Origin of the sequence: Bacillus sp. MHSD_36, from assembly GCF_030757775.1 — a bacterium.
Classification (GTDB): domain Bacteria; phylum Bacillota; class Bacilli; order Bacillales; family Bacillaceae_G; genus Bacillus_A.
In genome coordinates, this window is the sequence record NZ_JAVBIS010000003.1 from 385081 (window position 1) to 406894 (window position 21814).

Sequence of the window (21814 nt, forward strand, 5' to 3'; positions counted from 1 at the left end):
ATCGTAATGGAATTAAAAATTATTTTTTCAAAAAAATGTAGTAATTTCTTTTTGGAGTTTGCTATAATTAGTTCGAATGTGGGCAGTATCAGAGCGAACTGCACCATGATTCGAAGCAATCCGAAAAATAATAACTTGGATTCTGCCTTGATCCAATAACGGACTGGGACAGAGGGATGAATAATGCCGACTAACACACAACCCTTCTGCCCTTTTATGGCCAGAGGGGTTTTTTTATATGATTTCGGCCATCTCCTCTCTCCTGCATAAAGGAGGAGTAGTTTTTGAAAACAAAAACAGATTTTTTGAAGATGAAAGAGCAAGGTGAGCCGATTACAATGCTAACGGCGTATGATTATCCATCTGCTAAGTTAGCAGAAGAAGCTGAAGTTGATATGATTCTAGTTGGGGATTCTCTGGGGATGGTTGTACTCGGCTATGATTCAACAGTACCTGTAACAGTAGAGGATATGATTCATCATACGAAAGCTGTACGCCGAGGGGCAAAAGAGACGTTTATTGTAACTGATATGCCATTTATGTCGTATCATGTGTCGCCTCAAGATACGATGGTGAATGCACGTCGCATCGTTCAAGAGAGCGGTGCTCATGCATTGAAGGTAGAAGGTGCAGGAGAGGTGATATCAACGATCCATTACTTGACGAATGCAGGGATTCCTGTTGTAGCGCACTTAGGCTTAACTCCTCAATCTGTAGGAGTACTAGGTGGGTATAAAGTGCAAGGAAAAGATGCTGAAAGTGCAAAAAAATTAATAGAAGATGCAAAGAGATGTGAGGAAGCTGGTGCGATAGCGCTTGTGTTAGAATGTGTGCCAATGCAGTTAGCAGAATTAATTTCGAAGCAACTAACAATTCCGACGATTGGAATTGGAGCAGGGCAAAAAGTAGATGGGCAAGTGCTCGTTTATCATGATCTTATTTCATACGGCGTAAATCGTGTTCCGAAATTTGTGAAGCAATATACGTCTGTTCAAGAAGAGATTGTGCGAGGAATTTCACAATATGTTACTGAAGTAAAGTCAGGGCAATTTCCAGAAGAAAAACATTCATTCACAATGAAAGAGGAAGAATGTTTAGCGTTATACGGAGGAAAACAATAATGAAAATCGTAACTACTGTGCAAGAGATGCAGCAAATTACAAATGAACTTCGTACAAGTGGAAAAAGTATTGGTTTTGTCCCGACAATGGGTTATTTACATGAAGGTCATGCGACTTTATTACGTCAGGCAAGAGAAGAAAATGAAATTGTAGTGTTAAGCGTGTTTGTTAATCCGCTACAGTTTGGTCCGAATGAAGATTTAGATCGATACCCTCGTGATATTGATAGAGATGAAAATGTAGCAAAAGAAAACGGTGTAGATTATTTATTTTATCCGAGCGTAGAAGAAATGTATCCAGCAGAACAAACGACAACAGTCGAAGTTATAAAGCGTACCGATGTATTATGTGGCAAACAAAGACCTGGTCATTTTGCTGGTGTTGCGACTGTACTAATGAAACTATTTAATATTACATTACCAACACGTGCTTATTTCGGTATGAAAGACGCACAGCAAGTTGCTGTCATTGAAGGATTTGTTGCTGATTTTAATATTCCGGTTACAATCGTACCAGTAGATATTGTACGGGAAGAAGATGGATTAGCAAAAAGTTCTCGTAACGTGTATTTGTCACAAGAAGAGCGTGAAGAAGCTCCTCATTTATACCGTAGTCTATGTATAGCGAAAGAAAGAATTGAGGCAGGGGAACGTAATGCAGAAATCATTACAACACTTGTGAAAGAGTATATTGAGACGCATACGAAAGGCATTGTAGATTATGCTGATTTATATGCATATCCTTCACTACAAGTAATGGATAAAATTGAAGAGCGAATCATTTTAGCAATCGCAGTTAAATTTGAAAACGTACGATTAATTGACAATATAACAGTAACGGTTAAATAAGGGGGAGCATCTATGTTTCGCACAATGATGAGAGCGAAGTTACATCGCGCAACAGTAACAGAGGCAAATTTAAATTATGTAGGTAGTATTACAATTGATGAAGATTTAATGGATGCAGTAAATATTGTAGAAAATGAAAAAGTACAAATTGTAAATAACAATAATGGTGCTCGCTTAGAGACATATGTTATTAAGGGAGAACGCGGTAGCGGTGTTGTGTGTTTAAATGGTGCAGCTGCCAGACTTGTGCAACCAGGGGATAAGGTTATTATTATTTGCTACGGTCTAGTGGCAGAAGAAAATATCCATAAACAAGAGCCTAAAATTGCAGTATTAGACGATAAGAATCAAATTATTGAAATGTTAGGTGCTGAAAAAGCAGGTACGATTTTATAAGTAAGAAGGCTATCTCTATTACGGAGATAGCTTTTTTGTGCATCTTTTCATTAAGATGAGATAAAACGTGGTATAGTAACATTATATAATTTTCTGTTTGATAGGTAAGAAATTGAGGTGTTACATATATGAGTAAGCGTTATGTCGTTGTGGATTTGGAGACGACAGGGAACTCCTGGAAGGATGGGAAAGATAAAATCACCCAAATTGCAGCTGTTGTAGTGGAAGATGGAGAGATATTAGAGATTTTTTCATCTTTTATTAATCCGAAGAGAGAGATTCCGCCATTTATTACAGAGTTAACAGGGATTGATGAGAGTATGGTTAAGCAAGCCCCGTTATTTCAAGATGTAGCCCCGATGGTTGTTGAGCTATTACAAGGTGCAGCTTTTGTTGCACATAACGTTCACTTTGATTGGAATTTTTTAACGGAAGAATTAAGGCAGGCTGGATATACAGAAATACATTGTCCAAAAGTTGATACAGTTGAGTTAGCGCAAATTCTTTTGCCGACGGCTGATAGTTATAAATTACGTGATTTAGCTAAACAACACGAACTAGAGCACGACCAACCGCATCGTGCGGATAGTGATGCTCTTGCAACAGCGGAATTGTTTTTACAATTTTTAAATGAAATTGAGAAGTTACCACTTGTCACCTTGCAATCGCTTTATGAATTGAGTGATGTTTTTCAAAGTGATATAGCGGATGTACTTTCTGAAAATATTTTAAAGAAAATGATGCATGGTAAAGAAGGGGTAGAAGGATATGAAGTGTATCGAAATATTGCGCTTCGAAAACGGAATTATTCTTTAAACCTCAGTGAAACATGTTCATTAAAATTTGATGCTTTCTTGCATAAGACCATTGATAAACTTGAGTTGAATATGCCAAAGTTTGAAAAAAGAGAAAGCCAACAGGTTATGATGAAGGAAATATATACAGCACTAAGAGATTCTAGGTTTTCACTAATTGAAGCGGGAACGGGAACAGGGAAGACTCTTGCATATTTACTTCCGAGTATTTATTTTGCAAAGAAAAAAGAAGAACCTGTCATCATAAGTACCCAAACTGTACAACTACAACAACAAATACTAGAAAAAGAAATTCCATTATTACAGAAAATAATGCCATTTTCATTTGAAGTAGCTCTTCTGAAAGGAAGAAAACATTATCTTTGTCTACATAAATTTGAATATACTTTGCAAGAGGAAGAGAAAAATTATGATATGGCGCTCACAAAGGCAAAAATTTTAGTGTGGTTATTGCAAACGGAGACGGGCGATCGTGATGAATTAAATATTCCTGAGGGCGGAAAGTTACTTTGGAACCGTATTTGTAGTGATGTACATAGTCCAGGCGGAATGCAAAGTAACTGGTTTAGTCGTTGTTTTTATCAACGAGCAAAGAATAAAGCATTATTTGCAGATATCGTTATTACAAATCATGCGTTATTATTTCAAGATTTTTCAAGTGAAGAACCACTGTTTGCTTCGTGTGAACATATTATTTTTGATGAGGCGCATCATATCGAGGAAGCGGCGAGTAGAACATTAGGTGAACAGTTCTCCTGTATGTATTTTCAGCTAGTTTTATCTCGTCTTGGTACGTTAGAAACAGATGATGTACTTTCAAAAGTATATAAAATGATGAAAAAATCTGAACAAGCCTCTCGCTCGACTTTCCGTATGGTAAGTCATAGTTTGAAGGAATTAAAATTTGATGCGGATGAGTTATTCCAAATGTTACGTGCTTTCATCTTTAAGCAAACGAAGCAGGAACAAGGGATAAGCAACATGCCACTCATTTATCGATATAGCACGGAGGTAGAGAAAGGTAAGCTATGGGATAGCATTACCGAGTTAACAAATCGTTTTGTATATGATGTAAGAAAATTATTAACTACACTTGAGAAGCAGGTTGAAATATTGCAAAGTAAATTAGAGTGGGAGATGCATGTTGTTACAGGTGAATTTATGCATTTAATTGATCTGTTGAGAAAGATGGCACAATCTTTACAATTACTCATTTTAGAAAAAAATTCATACGTGACATGGATGGAAACTGAAACGAAGGGAACAATCCATTCAACAGTTTTATATGGACAGCCTGTTCATATTGGTGAAAGATTTGCTGATGAATTTTTAACAGAGAAAAAGAGTGTTATTTTCACATCCGCAACGTTAACAGTAAACGATTCATTTGACTATATAAAAGAAGAGCTAGGTCTATATGATTTTGCTCCAAATACATTACAGGTCCCGTCACCATTCCGTTTTGAAGAACAGATGAAATTAATGGTTTCAACGGATGTCCCCTTTATTAAGCAAGCAAGTAATGAAGAATATATTGCATCTGTGTCGGCACATATTGCAAAAATAGCGAAAGCTACAGAAGGTAGAATGCTTGTTTTGTTCACTTCATATGAAATGTTGAAAGAAGCGTATACAAATTTGAAAGATGATGAGGAATTAGAAGGGTATTTATTATTAACGCAAAGTGTGAATAATAAGAGCCGAAGTCGTCTTATTCGCAAATTTCAAGAGTTCGATAAATCAATTTTGTTAGGAACAAGTAGTTTTTGGGAAGGGATAGATATACCTGGAGATGCCCTTAGTTGTCTTGTTATTGTCCGCCTTCCCTTTACTCCTCCTCATCAACCGATGATGGAAGCAAAAGGGGAATGGTTAAAAAATCAAGGAGAGGACGTATTCGCTAAGTTAGCGCTCCCACAAGCAATACTGCGTTTCAAGCAAGGATTTGGTCGTCTTATTAGAACAAGTACAGATACCGGGACGGTGTTTGTATTAGATCGTCGTTTGACAAGCGCTTCCTATGGAAAACGTTTTTTACAATCAATCCCAACTGTTCCGCTTTATGAAGGCCCTCTAGAACAATTGTTAGAACAAGTAAAGGGACGGCCAATTGAATAAAATTGGAAGAAAAAATACGCCTGAAGTACCTTTACACTTCAGGCGTAAAAAATGTGGGTAGGAGGAATTTTATTTTTCTTACTTCTTGTATACAAAATGTATTGGTTTTCGACTTGAAACCTTTTTTTGCTGTACATGTCCTGCTATAATAGATGGGTGATGAAGCAGGGGTTGTAAAGAATGTACTCTTATTGTAACCGCATTGCGTTCTTCTATAATTAGAAATTTTTGTGTAACGGAGGAGTTTTTTCATGGATAAGAAAATCGAAGTCCTATCAACGACGCGTATTAAATATTCGTCTGACTTGTATAAAATTGTTGATAGTTTGAATCGTACGTTAAAAGAGCAGGACCTCATGTTCGGATTAGCATTAGACGAAAAAGATAAAGAAACAGCTGTATTTACGATTTACAGAACGTAGTGATACAATGAAAAAGTGGATCTTTGCAATCGTTATCGTAATCGTTGCTAGTGGAATATATGGGGCGTATGTTTATAATAAAGCAATGGAAAAGAAAATCCATAAAGAGGAAAAATCTGTAGAAATTGCGAAAGAAAAGGCAAAGCTTACAAAAGTAAAATCTGTTGATTATTATAACGGAAATTCTTCATATACAGTCGTACAAGGTGCAGACGAAAAAGGAAAACAAATTATTGTTTGGGTGCCTAATAAAAAAGGGAATGTCCTTGTGAAGAAAAAGAGTGAAGGTATTTCTGAAAAAGAAGCTTTGCAAAAGTTGGCTGAACAAGCTACAGGAAAAGGCGATGAGCCGAAGCCAAAGCCAAAAGAAATTACAAAAGTAAAATTAGGTGCTCAAAACGATATTCCGTTGTGGGAAATTACATATATTGATCAGGAAGATCGTTATACGTATTATTATTTAGAGTTTCAAAATGGGGATTATGCTGGTCACTACAGCATTGAAAAATAGATGTAGGGGGAACTACAAATGAAATTAGCAAAGCGAGTAGCTGCTTTAACACCATCTGCAACTTTAGAAATTACAGCAAAGGCACAAGCATTAAAAGCAGAAGGTCATGATGTAATTGGATTAGGGGCAGGAGAACCTGACTTTAATACGCCAGAACATATTATGGATGCTGCACATAAAGCGATGTTAGAAGGACATACGAAGTATACACCAACAGGTGGATTACAAGCGTTAAAACAAGAAATTGTGAAGAAGTTTACTCGTGATCAAGGAATTGCGTATGATCCATCTGAAATTATTGTATGTAATGGTGCAAAGCATGCATTATATACGTTATTCCAAGTGTTACTTGATGAAGGAGATGAAGTTATCATCCCTACGCCATACTGGGTAAGTTATCCGGAACAAGTAAAGCTTGCTGGTGGTAAGCCAGTTTATGTAGAAGGCCTTGAAGACAATGAATACAAAATTACAGCGAAGCAGCTGCGTGAGGCAATTACAGAGAAAACGAAAGCAGTTATTATTAATTCACCGAGCAATCCAACAGGAATGATTTACAGCAAAGAAGAATTACAACAGCTTGGAGAAGTATGTTTAGAACACGATATTTTAATCGTCTCAGATGAAATTTATGAAAAGTTAATTTATGGTGGAGCAGAATATACTTCGGTTGCCCAGCTTTCTAATGCATTAAAAGAACAAACACTTATTATTAATGGTGTATCTAAATCTCATTCTATGACAGGATGGCGTATTGGATATGCAGCAGGAAATAAGCAGCTTATTAAAGCGATGACGAACTTAGCAAGTCATAGTACGTCAAACCCTACTTCAATCGCTCAATACGGCGCAATCGCGGCATATGCAGGCTCACAAGAACCTGTAGAAACAATGCGTCAAGCATTTGAAGAGAGATTAAACATTATTTATGATAAATTAATTCAAATCCCTGGCTTTACTTGCATTAAACCACAAGGTGCATTTTACTTATTCCCTAATGTAAAAGAAGCTGTAGCTTTATCAGGGTACGAAAACGTTGATGATTGGGCAAAAGCTCTATTAGAAGAGGAAAAAGTGGCTCTTGTACCAGGTACAGGATTTGGTGCTCCAAATAACGTTCGCTTATCATATGCGACATCTCTTGAACAAGTCGAGAAAGCATTAGAACGCATTCATACGTTTATGAAAAGTAAAGTGCAAGCTTAATTGTATTTTATTAATGTAATACAAAAAACCTTCCTACATAATAGGGAGGTTTTTTTGACGAATTGTGGCAAAAAGAAATAGCGAAAGGTGTGTTATACTAGAGAGCGAGGTGTTTGGTGATGAAAAAGAAAATGATGTTACAATGGTTTGAGCAGGGAAGCATTGCAATTCCAAAATTACTTATGATGCATTATAAAAAATTAGGGTTAAATGAAACTGAATTTATGGTTGTACTTCATGTACACACATTTTTAGAGTCGGGCAATTCGTTTCCAACTCCGTCAGAGATTTCAGAACGGATGACGATTAGTGAAATGAAATGTATGGAAGTCATTCAGGCATTGATTCAAAAAGGTTTTTTATCATTAGAAGGTGGACAAAAATCAGAAGCGATGATGTGTGAAAGTTATTCTTTACAACCGCTCTGGGAAAAAATATTGCATTTCTTAATGAATGAATCGATAGAGGAAGAACAAAAAGAAATAAAACAATTGCAAGTAAATTTATATACAGTATTTGAAAGGGAATTTGGAAGGCCACTTTCTCCATTTGAATGTGAGACGTTGGGAATGTGGGAAGATCAAGATCAACATCATCCGAATTTAATTCAAGCGGCCCTCAAGGAAGCTGTAATGAGTGGTAAGCTTAATTTCAGATATATTGATCGTATTTTATTTGAGTGGAAAAAGAATGGTATTAAAACAGTAGATCAAGCTCAAAATCAAGGACGAAAGTTTAGAGCAAATCAACAACGAACGCAGCAAACGACAAAACAAGAGACGAAATTTACTGGGAAAGTGCCTTTTTATAATTGGTTGGAGCAGTAATATAGGAGGAAGTATATGTTAAATAAAACGCAAATCCGCTATTGTTTAGACACAATGGCAGATATGTATCCAGAAGCACATTGTGAATTAATTCATGATAATCCGTTTGAACTAGTAATCGCGGTAGCATTATCTGCACAATGTACAGATGCACTTGTAAATAAAGTGACAAAAAATTTATTTCAAAAATATAAAACACCAGAAGATTATTTAAGTGTTTCTTTAGAAGAATTACAACAAGATATACGTTCTATTGGGTTATATAGAAATAAAGCAAAAAACATTCAAAAATTGTGCCGGATGTTGCTGGATGATTATAACGGAAAAGTTCCAGAAGACCGTGATGAGCTGACGAAATTACCAGGAGTAGGGAGAAAAACAGCAAATGTAGTTGTTTCGGTAGCGTTTGGCATTCCGGCAATTGCTGTTGATACGCATGTAGAGAGAGTAAGTAAACGATTAGCGATTTGTAGATGGAAAGATTCGGTGTTAGAAGTGGAAAAGACATTAATGAAGAAAGTTCCGATGGATGAATGGGGCGTTACACATCACCGTATGATTTTCTTTGGGCGTTATCACTGTAAAGCGCAACGACCACAATGTGAAGAGTGCCCTTTACTAGAAGTGTGTCGTGAAGGAAAGAAGAGAATGAAGGGGAAATAAAGGATGGAGCGAGTAATAGAAATACCGAAAGAATTTCGGTGTTTACCATTTTTTAAAGAAAATATAAATTCGATTACGTATCACACAGAACAGTCTTTTGAAGAAATTATACAACATAATTATTTTATATATGATATGGAAAGACAATATGAGCCATGGAACGAAATTGAAAATAGTATTCCAGTACTATTGAATGTATGGAAAAGTAAGCATGAAGACATTGCTACACTATTTCGAAACAGAAATAAGCAAGAAGCGGAAGGCCCAATGATTCTTTTTGCAGCGCATTTGTTATCAATTGTATATTGGTTAAATGAGAAACCTGTCCATAGTTTGAACGAAATGGAAGATTACACGAGTATATTGGAAGTACAACCAGTTAATTTTATAGAACGATATTCGTTCATTATAAAGAAACCGAAGAATTATCATTCGTATATTCAGTTAGCGCAATTGTATATTGAAATAGAAAAGCTATATGTAAAGAAAATGATAACAAAAAAGAAGTCCTTTTCTCGTTAAGAGAAAGGACTTCTTTTTTGTATTAAGACTCTGTTGTAATAACATTTCCGTCTGCGTGTGGTGTATCTTCACCTGTATTTTGTTGTTGCTCTTGTTGTTTCTTAGCTTCTTCTTCAGCTTTTTTTCTAGCTTCCTCTTCAGCTTTCTTTTTAGCATCTTCTTGCTGTTTATGTTGTTCTTGTTGTTTCTTAGCTTCTTCTTCAGCTTTTTTTCTAGCTTCTTCTTCAGCTTTCTTTTTAGCATCTTCTTGTTGTTTACGTTGTTGTTCTTGCTGCTGTTGCTCTTGTTGTTTACGCTGTTCTTCCTCAGCTTTTTTCTTCGCATCTTCTTGTTTTAATTTATCTTCATTAGCCTTTTTCTGAGCTTCCTCATCAGCTTTTTTCTTAGCTTCTTCTTCGGCTTTTTTCTTAGCTTCTTCTTCAGTTTTCTTCGCATCTGGAGTTCCGCCAGGCGCAGTGAAGGATGCTCCAACTGCTGAGCTTGTTCCAGTACCTTTTTTCGCTACCACAGAGAAGCTGTAAGTAACGCCTGGTTTAATACCACCAAGAGTAGCTGTCGTACCATTTATTGATAAACTACCACTTGAACCGTCAGTTGCTTTAAAGCTTGCTGCATACGCATCAACTTCTGCTGGTCCAGACCAGTTTAGTGTAACTGTGCTAGCACCATCGAAAGCGACATTAAGACCACTAGGTGCATCTACTTTAATTTGTTTAACCGCATCTTTCTTAGCACCTTTTACGTACAATTCACCATTTAATTCTTGTACGGAAGAAGGACGTTCGAAGCGTGATTTATTTGTAGCGAATTTGCTCATCATTACTTGGAACATTTGTTGCGCAATTCTAGTAGAGCGATCGCCAATGTAATTTTCTGGACCATCTTTTTCGTAACCAGTCCAAACAGCCATTGTATATTGCGGTGAATATCCAGCGAACCAGCTATCTCTGTTTGCATCAGCTGGAATACCATATTTTTTAATCACGTCTGCATCAAAGTTTTGAGTTCCTGTTTTACCTGCTACATCTATACCTGGAACGTATGCTGTTGGACCCGTACCACCAGAACCAGGTTTTACTACGTCACGAAGAACGTCAGTCACCATGTAAGCTGTGTAGTCTTGCATCGCACGTTGTTCTTTCGGTTTAAAACTTTTCTTTTTCCCATCTGGGAAGATAACTTCTTTTACGAAGTGCGGTTTATTGTAGTTCCCACCGTTACCAAAGGCTGCATATGCCCCCGCTAATTGTAATGGAGAACTATCGTTACTACCAATTGCTGTTGATTCATATGTTTTGCCGTCTTTAAATGTCATACCTAAACCTTCAGCAAACGCTTGTGACTTAGGAAGACCAACCGCTTGAGCTGTCTTTAAAGCAGGAATGTTTAATGATTTTTTCAAAGCTTCACGTAGTGAAACGTCACCTTTGTAACTATTTGTTGCATTTCGTATTTTTTTACCATCGGAATACGTATATTCTGAGTCATTTAATTGATGGTATGTAGACCATTGTAAATTCTCAATTGCTGGACCGTAGTCGAAAATTGGTTTCATTGTTGAACCAACTTGGCGTTTTAAATCAGTGGCCATATTATGACCTTTGAAAGTAGACTTACTTTCTTTACGCCCAGCTCCAATTGCTCGAACTTCTCCAGATTGTGTATCCATAAATACGAATGATCCTTGGAATTGATCGTTCGGATACTTAATAAGATTGCCATCCATAATTTTATCAGCATAATCTTGCGCATCTTGATCAAGTGTTGTATGAATCGTTAAACCATCTGAACCGATATTTACATCGGGATATTCTTTTTCAACTTCTTTTACAACAGCATCTAAAAATGCTTGATACTTCATCTCCGTTACTTCTGAAGATGGTTGAAGACCTTCAGTTACAGGGATTTTCGTTGCGTTATCCATCTCAGCTTTTGTTATATAACCATGTCGATTCATTAATGATAATACGACGTTTCGACGTTGTGTAGCTCTTTCAACGTTGTCTTTTTTTGTAGGATCATAAATATTAGGACCTTGGGGTAAACCTGCAAGCATTGCAGCTTCATGTAACTGTAAGTCTTTTAAATCTTTGTCATAATATTTTTTTGCTGCTGTTGCAATACCGTACGAACGGTTACCTAAGTTAATCTTATTTAAATACATTTCTAAAATTTCATGTTTAGAGTATTGTTGCTCTAATTTGTAAGATAGGTACCATTCTTGCACTTTTCTCTTTGCAGTTTTGTCCATCGTTAGAAAATAGTTTTTGACTACTTGTTGTGTAATCGTACTACCACCTTGAGATCCGAATCCCCCAGTGACATTTTCCATAACTGCTTTTGTAGTTCGTTTAAAATCAATTCCATTATGATCATAGAAACGTGAATCCTCAGTTGCAAGGAATGCATTTTCAACTACTTTTGGAATTTGATCATACGTAACGTGGGTTCGTTTTTCAGCACCGTATTCATAGAAAAAGTTCCCGTTCTTATCAAGAAACTTTGTTGATAAAGGGTTGACAAGTTTTGATTTGTCTAATTTTGGAGCATCCTTCACCATAACAAAGAAAGCGGACACGCCAGCTACAAGACCAACGATACCAAGAAGTAGACAACCTATAAGGAATTTTTTAAAAAAGGAGCCTTTTTTCTTTGGTTTTTTCTCTGTATTTGTTTCTTGCTTTTGATTTTTTACATGATTTCGTTCTGTACGAGAACGATAATTATCTGACATTATACTTTCTCCTACCTTTCATTCTCTCCCCAAAAGTCGAAAAAAGAGCCTTAGTGATGACTCTATCACGAAAAATAAACCGTGTCTAGTACACGGATATAATCAATCCGAGGGTGATAACCGCATGATAATAAGGATCCATGCTCTTCTATTTCTTCTTTCGTAATCGATTTTCTTCCACCTGTATTTTGACGATTCCAAAATGCAATAATATGTTTTGCATCTAATAAATAAAGTTCATCAAAAAGTGTAAATTTAATAATAACAAATGCAATTCCATTATGAGCGATTACTTGCTTCATATGTTCAATTTGATGAAGGTGGAAGTTTTGAAGTGGAAAGCTGGTTTTATTTTTTGTTTCTTTCGCTTCAAAATCGATGTATTTCCCTTTATATACACCGTTGTAATCTGTTGTAGAAGGTTGTTTAAAATACGCTTCTTTTACCACTGCAGCACTTCGAGCGGGGTAATCCACTTTTACAATTTGAAGAGGTGTAGGTTTTTTATGTACGCATGCAATATTATGGGTTAAGTAATATTCATTCGTTTCATTCAATTCCTCTTCAAGGGACATACCTCTATTACTGTAAGTATGTTTTTTAATTGGTGTTTTATGAGGTTGTGAAGCTTGATTGTACCGTTTTCCATTTGGGTAACGAATGGTCATAGTGTGTCCACTCCCAACTTGCTAAGAATTACTTACAAAGGTGATTATAACAAAAAATGAAAAAAGATGTGACCTTTTTCAAGAAAGGTATGAGGACTTCTTTATGTTTACATGGAATGATTATGAAAAAATCAAGCAATATCGTAAAAAGATGATGGTCTGTACAGAAGAGGAAAAAACAATCGTTTACAACATTAAGAGGGAAATAGAAATAGCTAATATGGACAACATTTCTCGAACAGAGTGTTATCAAGAATATTATGTAAGAAATAGTGAGATTAGGTGGGCTTTTTTAGCAAGTATGGTCTCAAGAAATGCAGGATGGAATATGACTGATTTAGAAGGGAGATATTATGCTACTGTTTTACCTCAAACAGTAAAAAAACATTTGTTTTTAACTTACGAAGAAGCAAATTGGATTATTTTTTTAGATGCATTTCCTCAGCTATTGTTATACGAAGAAAGTAAGAGGAGACAGGCGCCACTATTCTACTTGTTACAATATTTCAACGTATCAATTTTTATGGAGAAAGAATGGTTATATTTTTGGGAGAAAAAAGATATAAATAGGCTCATGATAGCACTTATTATAAATGAACAAAATAAAATTCAAAAACCAATTATTGAGAATGCGTATTTTAAAAAGCATGTATTTCATACGGTACTTTTTAAATTGCAAGAAATGCTTCATATTAGTGCCGTTATTTTTCCAACTGTCGAAGGGAATATGTATGGTTTTTCAGTTTATCAATTTGAAACGTTACAAAAGCGTATAGAACTAGGAAAGAAATTAGCGGCGTTACTGTTCCATCCGAATTACAAACGTTTATTCCATAGGTTCGCATCACAAACGATACACACAGGATCAAGAGCAGATTATGAACATTATATAAGAGAAGCGAGAAAATCTTGTACACCAGCCCTTAGAGAGGTTTATCCTGTTGTTGCACATAAGGAAAGAAGTATGAGAGATTGGTTTTGTAGAGATACGGAAATAAAAGAGCTGTTTTTGCTAAAAGAGTATAAGGGAGAAGTTGATATAACGGAATGGTATAAAAGAAAGAGGGAGCAAATCTATGCTGCTTCTATCGTAAATCGTTTTGTTAAAAGGATAGATGAGTTCATGATATAATAAAAAAGAAGTCCCGTCTTCATTTGTGAAGACGGGACTTCTTACTGTGAAGTAATCCTGCTACGAGTAAAGATTCAATCTCAAAATGTAATGAATATAAGAGATTAAGGATGTTTCAGAAATCAGCTTTTTGTAAATACCCCGCTATTTGCCGGGCAGTAAGACCCTGACTCAAAATTCAGTGAAAGCAAAGAATTTAGGTGGGGGCTGCCCATAAAAGCGCGATTGTGAGGACTGACTTAAAGTTTCACTTTATGTAGCAGGGAAGTTTGGACCATCTAACTTTGGATTACCAGTTTCGGGTTTATTTTGTTTGTTTTGTTTTTTCTTTTTTTCGTTTTTGTTCTTTGTCATTTTCATACACCTCCTTTTTGTATTGTTACCATTTCTATAAATGACATGCAGAATGATTTCTTTGACGAATAACAACTAGTTTTGTCATGTGGGCAGGAGTGCGAAATCATTCGGCGAAATTACATGACAAAGGAAAAGCAAAGAAGGAGGCGTTTTGTATATGGCGATGGTTCAGAAGGAAGATGTAATGAAAACAATGGATCAAATGTTAAGTTCTCTCGATTTGCTGGAAATGAATATAGGGATTAGAATGAATCATGCATTAAAGGATAAGAGTGAAAAAATATGCAACAAGATAGAAATAACAGAAATGCATATTGAGCATATGGAAAATAAATTAGTGCATCACGAAGAAAAAGGGAATTGGGTGAAAGCATTTCAAAACGTCGTAGTGAGTGCATAATAAGGTGGGAATAAAATGGTGTATGAAGCGTTAGTACAGTCTTCGGAAAAACTTATGCAGTATAATGATGAAGCAAATGTGAAAAAAAGAGAAATGGTTGAATACGATTTTTATAAGGATATGAAACCGTTTGTAAATATGGTAGATGAAGAATTAGCAGTGTGGAAAGAATTAGCTTATAAATGGATTAAGGCAGAAAAACCGAAGTATATACATGTACAGCAAATTGATCAAGTATACGATAATTTACAAACAAATGTGTTGCAATGCTTTGTAAATAAAGGTAAAGGTAAGCGATTCTTTGAAACGCATCAAGCCATTTCGTATACTTTGCAAAATATAATTGAGCAATGTAAGTAACAAGAGGGGAAACCCTCTTGTTTTTTATGCTTCTGTCACTGTTGTAGGTTTTGTTGCCCCGTTTATTTCTAATTCTTTTATTAACGTTCGGTAATCAGAAATGCATATTTTTCCTTCGAGATACCAATGTCTCGCAAAGTCTAATAATTCATTTACATTTTCTGTGTAATACCCCTTTTTTTGAGAAAACGCTTGTTTTAAATCCCCTAATACCATGTTGATTCCTCCCCCATGAGAATCTTCTTCTTCATTATCATAGCATGGAAGGGTTTTCTTTTTTAATTTTTTAAAAATTTAAACTTCCGACAAAAATAGACAGATACTCCGTCACACATATTATTTTACAGGTACATATTATATATGTAGAAACTTATGTGAAGGAGGAGAGAATGCATGTTTCAACAATCCAACGTATATCAGCAAGCTAATCCATATACACAGCAAAATATGTACCAATATAATACGGATACATATTTAAGGTATAATATGTATCCTTTCGAGCCTTATTATGGAAATCAAAATTATTATCAACCATTTGAAGTGTCATTTATGAATCAACAACAACCACAGCAGCCTTATATGAATCAACAACAACCTTATATGAATTCGCAATATTATATGCCGCCATCCCCTTATGGAAATCAACAAGCGATGTTTTATCCGCCAAAACAACCGTATCCGACACAGAATAAGCAAAAACAACAACAGCAACCGAGTCAGTTTTCTAGTTTTGTTTCCCAATTTAAAACATCAGATGGGAACTATGATGTAAATAAAATGATGAATACAGCCGGACAAATGATGAACGCGATGAATCAAGTGACAGGTATTGTAAAGCAAGTTGGAGGATTTTTTGGTAAGTAATTTTGGAGGATTGTCTATAAAAAGTATGGTATATGAAGTAAGGACTAGACAAATTTCCTTGTAATAAATGGGTATATATAACAAACGGCTTTCCCTCTTTTCTCATACTGTAAAGTGTAATCAGATTTTTTTTATGAGAGAGGAGAGAAAAAACTATGCATCATTGTCATCCTTGCTTTGGAGGGCATAAGCCTACAGGACCTATTTGTACAACTGCTCCTGTCATTCATCCGACGAAACAATGCGTAACACATTCTTTTTCAACAACGGTGGTACCACACATTTTCCCGACGCATACAACACACGTACATCATCAGCAAATTAAAAACCAAAACTTCTTCCCACAAACAAACTCAAATGTAAATGTTGTAGATCCAATCGATCCAGGATTTGGCGGCGGATGTGGACCATGTGGTCATGGCCATCACCATCACGGACATTTTGGGCATCAAGTATCTCCATTTGGTCCAGGACCAAATGTATCACCATTCTTACCGAATAATGTATCACCGGTAGGGCCAAATGTATCACCATTTTTACCAAACGTAGGTCCGAATATTGGACCAAACGTTGGTGGAATATTTAAAAAGTAAATGATATGTTAGAACTAGCGAAATGCTAGTTCTTTTTTTGTAATTGGAGTGTTGGTATGAAAGTGATTGCTGTAACGGGGTATAAACCGTTTGAACTTGGTATATTTAAAAATGATCATCCAGGGGTGGAATGTATAAAAAAGGCATTGCACCGAAAATTAACTACTTTTGTAGAAGAAGGTTTGGAATGGGTGATAATAAGTGGGCAATTAGGGGTAGAATTATGGGCTGCTGAAGTTGTTTTTGAAATACAAGTAGAATACCCAGATTTAAAATTAGGTATTTTTACTCCTTTTTTAGAACAAGAAGAAAATTGGAAGGAAGATAACCGTGAATATTACGAATTTATTCTCTCTCAAGCAGACCATATTGATAGTATTACGAAACGGAAGTACGAAAGCCCAGAGCAATTTAAATTAAAAAATCAATTTTTTATTGAAAAAAGTGATGCACTTTTAGCTGTATATGATGAAGAAAAACCAGGGAGTCCTAAATATATTGTAGAAGCAGCAAAGAAAAAAGGAGAAATAGAAAATTATCACAGTTATTTCATTCTTTTTTCTGATTTACAAGATATAATAGAAGAGGAACAGTGGAATAATGCTGAATAATATGTAATATAGTACGCGTATATATGATTGACAAAAAGCATTGTTTCTGAAAAAATTTAGTTAATGAAAGTTTTGGCAAAAATTTGAGGTGAAGAAAATGATTTCGGATAAAATTAAATTAACGGCAAAAGATATTTTAGAAAAAGAATTTAAAACAGGTATGAGAGGTTATCAGCAAGAAGAAGTAGACAAGTTTCTTGATATGATCATTAAAGATTATGAAGCTTTCCACAAGGAGTTTGAGCAATTAAAGCAACAAAATGCTCGTTTAAAGCGTGAACTAGAGGAACAAAAACTAGCAGCAACGCAAATTCCACAACAACCTGTACAACAACCAGTTGCACAACCTGTATATAACAGCACGAATACGGATATTTTAAAACGTCTATCTAATTTAGAAAAAGCTGTATTTGGAAGTAAGTTATACGAATAATTTCTAGTGGGAAAAAAGTTAAAGCATTTTACATAGAAAAAAACATTGCAAAATCTTTTTGTTTCCACTATACTAATGGATGTCATAACGTTTGGGTAATCGCTGCAACGCCAACGTTGTAGAGGAAAGTCCATGCTCGCACGGCCTGAGATGGCTGTAGTGTTCGTGCCTAGCCAATTCATAAGCTAGGGTATTCTGGCTGTAAGGCTGGTTTAACGGCAGGGAAAAAACCTAAGTCCTTTCGGATATGGTTTGACTACCTTTAAAGTGCCACAGTGACGAAGTCCTTGAAGAAATGATAGGAGTGGAACGAGGTAAACCCCACGAGCGAGAAACCCAAATAATGGTAGGGGAATCTTTTCCAAGGAAATGAACGATGGGAAAGGACAGGTTGTATAACCTGTAGATAGATGATTGCCACCGGAGTACGAGGCGTGGGCCGTTTGCAGTACAAAGGAACAGAACATGGCTTACAGAACGTTATGAACCAACTATGAAATAACTCAGCTCTCCTTTGTTAGAGGAGGGCTTTTTATTTGTATGAAGTTATAATGTATGAGTTAAAATGGTTAATGAGAAAATTTTTTGTAAAATGTAATGATTAATAGGATAAATAGCTATGAAATCATTGTTTGAATATACATAAGAGGTGAATGCAAATGGGAAAAGTTACTTTAATCGCAACAGCGGCAATGGGTATTGAAGCGTTAGTTGCCCGAGAAGTTCGTGATCTTGGTTATGAATGCCAAGTAGAAAACAGCAAAGTAACATTTGAAGCAGATGAAAAGGCGATTTGTCGCACGAACTTATGGTTACGTACTGCGGACCGTGTGAAAATTAAAGTTGGCGAATTCAAAGCGACAACATTTGATGAGCTGTTTGAGAAAACGAAAGCATTAAACTGGGGAGATTATATTCCAGAGAATGGTGAGTTCCCTGTTATCGGTAAATCTTTAAAATCTGAGTTATTTAGTGTGTCGGATTGCCAACGTATCGTTAAAAAGGCTGTCGTTGAAAAATTAAAAACAACATATAAACGTACAACTTGGTTTGAAGAAGATGGTCCGTTATTCCGTATTGAGATTGCGATGCTTAAGGATATTGCAACATTGACAATTGATGCGAGTGGTGTTGGACTTCATAAACGCGGATACCGTGTGGATCAAGGGGAAGCTCCTTTAAAAGAAACATTAGCTGCGTCTTTAATTAAATTAACAAACTGGAAGCCAGATCGTCCTTTCGTGGATCCTTTCTGTGGATCAGGTACCATTCCGATTGAAGCAGCATTAATTGGACAAAATATCGCACCAGGATTTAACCGTGGCTTTGCATCAGATGAGTGGGGCTGGGTAGGTAAACAAAACTGGCGTGAAGCTCGTCAAGAAGCTGAAGATTTAGCAAACTACGATCAACCGTTGCAAATCATTGGATCAGATATTGATCATCGTATGATCCGAGTTGCTCAAGATAATGCAGAAGAAGTAGGCTTAGGCGATTTAATTACATTTAAACAAATGCAAGTAAAAGATTTCACAACAAAAGAGGATTATGGCTATGTTGTAACGAATCCTCCATACGGAGAACGTTTAAGTGAAAAAGCACTTGTTGAACAATTGTACAAAGAAATGGGACAAGTATTCCGTCCATTAGATACATGGTCAGCATATGTATTAACAAGTTACGAAGCATTTGAGAAGTGCTACGGAAAAGATGCATCGAAGAAACGTAAACTGTTTAACGGATTTATCCGTACAGATTACTACCAGTACTTTGGAAAACGTCCACCGCGTAATTCATAGTATAAAACTCCTCCAGCGCGCATATACTGGCTATTATGTAATGCGTAAAGGAGGAACTAATATGGATAGTTTCCAATTATCAATGATTCAAAAGGCTATTCATCGTACGTATGATGAGCTCGGAAAAGAAGTGGATAGTCAAGGTGTGATTGTAGATGAAATACAAAAAGCACAAGAAGAATATTTGTCAGCTCTTTCACATGAAACAGCGATTGATAAACGGTATTTAAAGTCATTAATATAGAAGAAAATTTTCCTTTTTCGAAAGGAAAATTTTTTTTCGTGTATTTATATGTATGGCAACAGGGGAAAGTAGCTGCACACATATGAGTAGCGGTTACTATATCTTTTTATAGAAAAACTTTTTGGTTGGAGGCTAAGGATGTTTACTGAGAAGAGATTACCATTTGAAGTAGGAAAACAAGACAATTTTTATGATAAGTTGAATGAGTGGATTGGAGATGTGTTTTACGACATCCTTCCGGAAAAAGGCTTTGAAGAGCGTGATGAACAAATTTTTATGGCGTTTCAATTAGAGCGTGCTTTCCAAGAAAAGAAAGTTATGTTCGCAGAAGCAGGTGTAGGAACAGGGAAAACTATTGTATATCTTCTATATGCAATTTGCTATGCGCGTTATACTGGAAAACCAGCTATAATTGCTTGTGCAGATGAAACGTTAATTGAGCAGCTTGTGAAAGAAGAAGGAGACATTGCGAAATTATCTGAAGCGTTAGGCTTATCTGTAGATGTCAGACTTGCGAAATCAATGGATAATTATTTATGTTTACGTAAGCTTGAAGATGTCATGAGTGGACGAGCTCCAGAAGTAATTGAAGACGTATATTATGAATTACCACAATTCGTATTTGATCATGGTACGATGCAAAACTTTACTCACTACGGTGATCGAAAAGAATTTCCACTATTAAATGACGAAGAATGGTCAAAAGTAAATTGGGATTACTTCCAAGATTGCTTCACTTGTGATTCTCGTCATCGTTGTGGTCAAACTCTTTCACGTGAACATTATCGTAAAGCAGCAGATTTAATTATTTGTTCTCAAGATTTCTATATGGATCATATTTGGACGTACGATGCTCGAAAGCGTGAAGGACAAATTCCGTTATTACCAGAAAGTAGCTGCGTTGTATTCGATGAAGGACATCTTGTAGAATATGCAGCTCAAAAAGCTTTAACATATCGTTTAAAGCAGACGATGATGGAGCAACTTTTAACGAGATTATTACAAAACGATATTCGTGAAGAGTTTGCACATTTGGTAGAGGAAACAATTTGGCAAACAGAGCGATTCTTTGATGTGTTACAAGAAAATAAAAAGGAAATTGCCGGTTCTGATCGTTTAGAAATTACTGTGACAGAAAAAGTAACAGCTGAAGCAAAACGACTTTATGCGAAAATTGGTGAAGTCGGTGATGCGTTAGTATTTGAAAGTGAAATGCATACAGTAAACACGTATGATTTAAATATCGTTGATGAACATTTAGATGTATTAGAACATTCACTTCGTTTATTCATGCATGAGAAAAATGTAATTACATGGGGTGAAGAAGGTGATGGAGCCTTCACGTTAGTAATTATGCCACGTGCAGTTGAAGAAGTATTACAAGAGAAAGTATTCTCGAAGAAAATCCCGTATATCTTCTCATCTGCTACATTATCTAATAGCGATTCATTCGCATTTACAGCAAATAGCCTAGGGGTAAAAGATTACTTATCATTCTCAGTTGCCTCACCGTTTGATTATGAAGAGCAAATGGCAGTAAACTTACTATCGCATACGAAAGAAAATGAGTGGGAAAGAAAGTGTCAATATACGCTTGAAAATATACAGAAAACAAACGGACGTACACTTGTATTATTCCGTACAACGCAAGAACTTGCAGCGTTTAAAGAATATGTAAGTAAAGAACAAATGTCAGTTCCGTTCTTATATGAAGGGGACCAAGAAATTAGTCAGCTCGTTTCTCGTTTCCAAAATGAAGAAGAAACTGTACTTTGTGCCGTTCATTTATGGGAAGGTTTAGATATTCCTGGTTCATCATTATCACATGTGATCATTTGGTCATTACCATTCCCTCCAAACGATCCTGTGTTTGAAGCGAAGCGTAAACATGTTAATGATCCGTTCTGGGATGTAGATGTGCCATATATGATTTTACGTCTTCGTCAAGGGATTGGACGTTTAATTCGTACGAGCGAAGATAAAGGTGCTATATCAATCTTCTTATCTGATACAGAAGATGAGAAAGTGATAGAAGCGGTGAAAAAGGTACTACCAGTAGAAGGTAAAGAATTATAAGGAGAAAGCTTGGCACTTGCCAAGCTTTTTTGTATTATAAAAGGAATTTAGATTTCCGTGTCGAATTAAATTTGAGGTGGAAAAGGGAGGTTTT

General features: G+C 36.0%; 24 protein-coding genes and 1 other RNA gene. 21 read left to right on the forward strand and 4 right to left on the reverse strand.

Annotated features, from left to right (window positions below; translation table 11 throughout):
- Positions 1 to 284 precede the first annotated feature (284 nt).
- The 10 genes from panB (at position 285) to Q9B79_RS15200 (ending at position 9449) form a co-directional block, all read left to right on the forward strand.
- Positions 285 to 1121 carry a 3-methyl-2-oxobutanoate hydroxymethyltransferase gene (gene panB / locus Q9B79_RS15155; RefSeq protein WP_306185495.1) on the forward strand — a complete coding sequence of 279 codons (837 nt, stop codon included), beginning with the start codon at positions 285 to 287 and terminating at the stop codon, positions 1119 to 1121.
- The gene (gene panC, locus Q9B79_RS15160) at positions 1121 to 1969 is read left to right on the forward strand and encodes a pantoate--beta-alanine ligase (RefSeq protein WP_306185497.1); all 849 of its coding nucleotides are present in this window, start codon (positions 1121 to 1123) and stop codon (positions 1967 to 1969) included. Before panB ends, panC begins: the two co-directional genes overlap by 1 nt.
- Positions 1970 to 1981: 12 nt before the next feature.
- Positions 1982 to 2365 carry an aspartate 1-decarboxylase gene (panD, locus tag Q9B79_RS15165; RefSeq protein WP_306185499.1) on the forward strand — a complete coding sequence of 128 codons (384 nt, stop codon included), beginning with the start codon at positions 1982 to 1984 and terminating at the stop codon, positions 2363 to 2365.
- A 128-nt stretch (positions 2366 to 2493) separates the two neighbouring features.
- Positions 2494 to 5298 (forward strand): ATP-dependent DNA helicase DinG, encoded by a 2805-nt coding sequence (dinG, locus tag Q9B79_RS15170; RefSeq protein ID WP_306185500.1) that lies wholly within the window; start codon positions 2494 to 2496, stop codon positions 5296 to 5298.
- A gap of 251 nt (positions 5299 to 5549) precedes the next feature.
- Positions 5550 to 5720, forward strand: coding sequence for a YpmA family protein (locus Q9B79_RS15175; RefSeq protein WP_000358352.1), 171 nt, complete (start codon positions 5550 to 5552; stop codon positions 5718 to 5720).
- 7 nt (positions 5721 to 5727) lie between these two features.
- On the forward strand, positions 5728 to 6231 hold the full coding sequence (locus Q9B79_RS15180) for a cell wall elongation regulator TseB-like domain-containing protein (RefSeq protein WP_306185503.1): 504 nt from the start codon (positions 5728 to 5730) through the stop codon (positions 6229 to 6231).
- An 18-nt stretch (positions 6232 to 6249) separates the two neighbouring features.
- Positions 6250 to 7437: an aspartate transaminase AspB gene (gene aspB, locus Q9B79_RS15185; RefSeq protein ID WP_097817822.1), complete on the forward strand. Its 1188-nt coding sequence runs from the start codon at positions 6250 to 6252 to the stop codon at positions 7435 to 7437.
- 119 nt (positions 7438 to 7556) lie between these two features.
- Positions 7557 to 8264: a DNA replication protein DnaD gene (gene dnaD / locus Q9B79_RS15190; protein ID WP_306185506.1), complete on the forward strand. Its 708-nt coding sequence runs from the start codon at positions 7557 to 7559 to the stop codon at positions 8262 to 8264.
- Between the two features lie 15 nt (positions 8265 to 8279).
- Positions 8280 to 8927 carry an endonuclease III gene (gene nth, locus Q9B79_RS15195; RefSeq protein ID WP_306185508.1) on the forward strand — a complete coding sequence of 216 codons (648 nt, stop codon included), beginning with the start codon at positions 8280 to 8282 and terminating at the stop codon, positions 8925 to 8927.
- 3 nt (positions 8928 to 8930) lie between these two features.
- Positions 8931 to 9449 carry a YpoC family protein gene (locus tag Q9B79_RS15200; protein ID WP_306185510.1) on the forward strand — a complete coding sequence of 173 codons (519 nt, stop codon included), beginning with the start codon at positions 8931 to 8933 and terminating at the stop codon, positions 9447 to 9449.
- A 22-nt stretch (positions 9450 to 9471) separates the two neighbouring features.
- Here Q9B79_RS15200 and Q9B79_RS15205 read toward each other — a convergent pair whose 3' ends face one another.
- Both Q9B79_RS15205 and recU read right to left on the reverse strand, forming a co-directional pair.
- Positions 9472 to 12183: a PBP1A family penicillin-binding protein gene (locus Q9B79_RS15205; RefSeq protein WP_306185512.1), complete on the reverse strand. Its 2712-nt coding sequence runs from the start codon at positions 12181 to 12183 to the stop codon at positions 9472 to 9474.
- 65 nt (positions 12184 to 12248) lie between these two features.
- Positions 12249 to 12851, reverse strand: a complete 603-nt coding sequence (gene recU, locus Q9B79_RS15210) for a Holliday junction resolvase RecU (RefSeq protein ID WP_000155592.1) — start codon at positions 12849 to 12851, stop codon at positions 12249 to 12251.
- Positions 12852 to 12954: 103 nt separating this feature from the next.
- Between recU and Q9B79_RS15215 the strand changes: the two genes are divergently transcribed.
- Entirely contained in the window at positions 12955 to 13983 is a 1029-nt protein-coding gene (locus tag Q9B79_RS15215; protein WP_306185516.1) for a DUF2515 domain-containing protein, read from the forward strand.
- Between the two features lie 252 nt (positions 13984 to 14235).
- On the opposite strand, the gene Q9B79_RS15220 is transcribed toward Q9B79_RS15215, so the two are convergent.
- A complete protein-coding gene (locus Q9B79_RS15220) occupies positions 14236 to 14412 on the reverse strand; it encodes a phage portal protein (RefSeq protein WP_306185518.1) in 177 nt (58 codons plus the stop codon).
- An 85-nt stretch (positions 14413 to 14497) separates the two neighbouring features.
- Between Q9B79_RS15220 and Q9B79_RS15225 the strand changes: the two genes are divergently transcribed.
- Together Q9B79_RS15225 and Q9B79_RS15230 are read left to right on the forward strand one after the other, a co-directional pair.
- Positions 14498 to 14740: a hypothetical protein gene (locus Q9B79_RS15225; protein WP_001252039.1), complete on the forward strand. Its 243-nt coding sequence runs from the start codon at positions 14498 to 14500 to the stop codon at positions 14738 to 14740.
- A gap of 15 nt (positions 14741 to 14755) precedes the next feature.
- Positions 14756 to 15100 (forward strand): YppE family protein, encoded by a 345-nt coding sequence (locus tag Q9B79_RS15230; protein ID WP_306185521.1) that lies wholly within the window; start codon positions 14756 to 14758, stop codon positions 15098 to 15100.
- Positions 15101 to 15124: 24 nt separating this feature from the next.
- On the opposite strand, the gene Q9B79_RS15235 is transcribed toward Q9B79_RS15230, so the two are convergent.
- On the reverse strand, positions 15125 to 15316 hold the full coding sequence (locus Q9B79_RS15235) for a YppF family protein (RefSeq protein WP_306185523.1): 192 nt from the start codon (positions 15314 to 15316) through the stop codon (positions 15125 to 15127).
- A gap of 177 nt (positions 15317 to 15493) precedes the next feature.
- Here Q9B79_RS15235 and Q9B79_RS15240 point away from each other — a divergent pair, with 177 nt between their 5' ends.
- From Q9B79_RS15240 to Q9B79_RS15275, 8 genes are all read left to right on the forward strand, one after another.
- A complete protein-coding gene (locus Q9B79_RS15240; RefSeq protein WP_306185525.1) occupies positions 15494 to 15964 on the forward strand; it encodes a YppG family protein in 471 nt (156 codons plus the stop codon).
- Positions 15965 to 16119: 155 nt separating this feature from the next.
- The gene (locus Q9B79_RS15245; RefSeq protein ID WP_306185527.1) at positions 16120 to 16557 is read left to right on the forward strand and encodes a CotD family spore coat protein; all 438 of its coding nucleotides are present in this window, start codon (positions 16120 to 16122) and stop codon (positions 16555 to 16557) included.
- Positions 16558 to 16613: 56 nt separating this feature from the next.
- A complete protein-coding gene (locus tag Q9B79_RS15250) occupies positions 16614 to 17168 on the forward strand; it encodes an SLOG family protein (protein ID WP_306185529.1) in 555 nt (184 codons plus the stop codon).
- A 97-nt stretch (positions 17169 to 17265) separates the two neighbouring features.
- The gene (gene gpsB / locus Q9B79_RS15255) at positions 17266 to 17601 is read left to right on the forward strand and encodes a cell division regulator GpsB (protein ID WP_098670489.1); all 336 of its coding nucleotides are present in this window, start codon (positions 17266 to 17268) and stop codon (positions 17599 to 17601) included.
- Positions 17602 to 17688: 87 nt separating this feature from the next.
- Positions 17689 to 18079: RNase P RNA component class B (gene rnpB / locus Q9B79_RS15260), an RNA gene on the forward strand.
- Between the two features lie 181 nt (positions 18080 to 18260).
- A complete protein-coding gene (locus Q9B79_RS15265) occupies positions 18261 to 19400 on the forward strand; it encodes a THUMP domain-containing class I SAM-dependent RNA methyltransferase (protein WP_000521234.1) in 1140 nt (379 codons plus the stop codon).
- A gap of 61 nt (positions 19401 to 19461) precedes the next feature.
- The gene (locus tag Q9B79_RS15270) at positions 19462 to 19644 is read left to right on the forward strand and encodes a DUF3921 domain-containing protein (RefSeq protein ID WP_000376898.1); all 183 of its coding nucleotides are present in this window, start codon (positions 19462 to 19464) and stop codon (positions 19642 to 19644) included.
- Positions 19645 to 19782: 138 nt separating this feature from the next.
- Complete coding sequence (locus tag Q9B79_RS15275) at positions 19783 to 21720, forward strand: ATP-dependent DNA helicase (protein ID WP_306185534.1); 1938 nt, start codon at positions 19783 to 19785, stop codon at positions 21718 to 21720.
- The last annotated feature ends 94 nt before the right edge of the window (positions 21721 to 21814 follow it).

Coding starts and splice junctions, on each gene's coding strand:
- panC (WP_306185497.1), top strand. CDS start 1,121: ATGAAAATCGTAACTACTGTGCAAGAGATGCAGCAAATTACAAATGAA.
- panD (WP_306185499.1), top strand. CDS start 1,982: ATGTTTCGCACAATGATGAGAGCGAAGTTACATCGCGCAACAGTAACA.
- dinG (WP_306185500.1), top strand. CDS start 2,494: ATGAGTAAGCGTTATGTCGTTGTGGATTTGGAGACGACAGGGAACTCC.
- Q9B79_RS15175 (WP_000358352.1), top strand. CDS start 5,550: ATGGATAAGAAAATCGAAGTCCTATCAACGACGCGTATTAAATATTCG.
- Q9B79_RS15180 (WP_306185503.1), top strand. CDS start 5,728: ATGAAAAAGTGGATCTTTGCAATCGTTATCGTAATCGTTGCTAGTGGA.
- aspB (WP_097817822.1), top strand. CDS start 6,250: ATGAAATTAGCAAAGCGAGTAGCTGCTTTAACACCATCTGCAACTTTA.
- dnaD (WP_306185506.1), top strand. CDS start 7,557: ATGAAAAAGAAAATGATGTTACAATGGTTTGAGCAGGGAAGCATTGCA.
- nth (WP_306185508.1), top strand. CDS start 8,280: ATGTTAAATAAAACGCAAATCCGCTATTGTTTAGACACAATGGCAGAT.
- Q9B79_RS15200 (WP_306185510.1), top strand. CDS start 8,931: ATGGAGCGAGTAATAGAAATACCGAAAGAATTTCGGTGTTTACCATTT.
- Q9B79_RS15205 (WP_306185512.1), bottom strand. CDS start 12,183: ATGTCAGATAATTATCGTTCTCGTACAGAACGAAATCATGTAAAAAAT.
- recU (WP_000155592.1), bottom strand. CDS start 12,851: ATGACCATTCGTTACCCAAATGGAAAACGGTACAATCAAGCTTCACAA.
- Q9B79_RS15215 (WP_306185516.1), top strand. CDS start 12,955: ATGTTTACATGGAATGATTATGAAAAAATCAAGCAATATCGTAAAAAG.
- Q9B79_RS15225 (WP_001252039.1), top strand. CDS start 14,498: ATGGCGATGGTTCAGAAGGAAGATGTAATGAAAACAATGGATCAAATG.
- Q9B79_RS15230 (WP_306185521.1), top strand. CDS start 14,756: ATGGTGTATGAAGCGTTAGTACAGTCTTCGGAAAAACTTATGCAGTAT.
- Q9B79_RS15235 (WP_306185523.1), bottom strand. CDS start 15,316: ATGGTATTAGGGGATTTAAAACAAGCGTTTTCTCAAAAAAAGGGGTAT.
- Q9B79_RS15240 (WP_306185525.1), top strand. CDS start 15,494: ATGTTTCAACAATCCAACGTATATCAGCAAGCTAATCCATATACACAG.
- Q9B79_RS15245 (WP_306185527.1), top strand. CDS start 16,120: ATGCATCATTGTCATCCTTGCTTTGGAGGGCATAAGCCTACAGGACCT.
- Q9B79_RS15250 (WP_306185529.1), top strand. CDS start 16,614: ATGAAAGTGATTGCTGTAACGGGGTATAAACCGTTTGAACTTGGTATA.
- gpsB (WP_098670489.1), top strand. CDS start 17,266: ATGATTTCGGATAAAATTAAATTAACGGCAAAAGATATTTTAGAAAAA.
- Q9B79_RS15265 (WP_000521234.1), top strand. CDS start 18,261: ATGGGAAAAGTTACTTTAATCGCAACAGCGGCAATGGGTATTGAAGCG.
- Q9B79_RS15270 (WP_000376898.1), top strand. CDS start 19,462: ATGGATAGTTTCCAATTATCAATGATTCAAAAGGCTATTCATCGTACG.
- Q9B79_RS15275 (WP_306185534.1), top strand. CDS start 19,783: ATGTTTACTGAGAAGAGATTACCATTTGAAGTAGGAAAACAAGACAAT.